At 56.7% G+C, this 289-nt stretch carries 1 protein-coding gene; it reads left to right on the top strand.

Annotation, left to right across the window (positions count from 1 at the left end; translation table 11 throughout):
- Nucleotides 1-92 precede the first annotated feature (92 nt).
- A partial coding sequence (locus GTN70_11825) for a hypothetical protein (GenBank protein ID NIO17647.1) occupies nt 93-289 on the top strand: 197 nt, incomplete at its 3' end.

A 289-nucleotide genomic window follows, 5' to 3' on the forward strand; every position in this document is an offset into this window, starting at 1 on the left:
AGGCGCGGCCCCCGTTTTGTCGGGCCGGTAAAGAGACTGACGGTACCTGATACGCGGATGGTGCCGAACAAAAAAGAAAGGGAGGGTGCTTCATGAAGAAAGGTGCGGCGAGAAATGCGATGGTATGTATCACATGTCTGGTTCTGCTCATTGCCCTGTTTTCGACGGTTCCGTCGGCATCAGCGGCGACAGCAGAGGACACGATATCGATCGAGGGGGTCGTGGAGGCTGTCGAGGTCGGCGATGATGGGAAGCCCTCGATTATCGTGATCAACACCGAGGATGGGGA

The sequence above is a fragment of the Deltaproteobacteria bacterium genome (genome assembly GCA_011773515.1).
GTDB lineage: Bacteria > Desulfobacterota > Deferrimicrobia > J040 > J040 > WVXK01.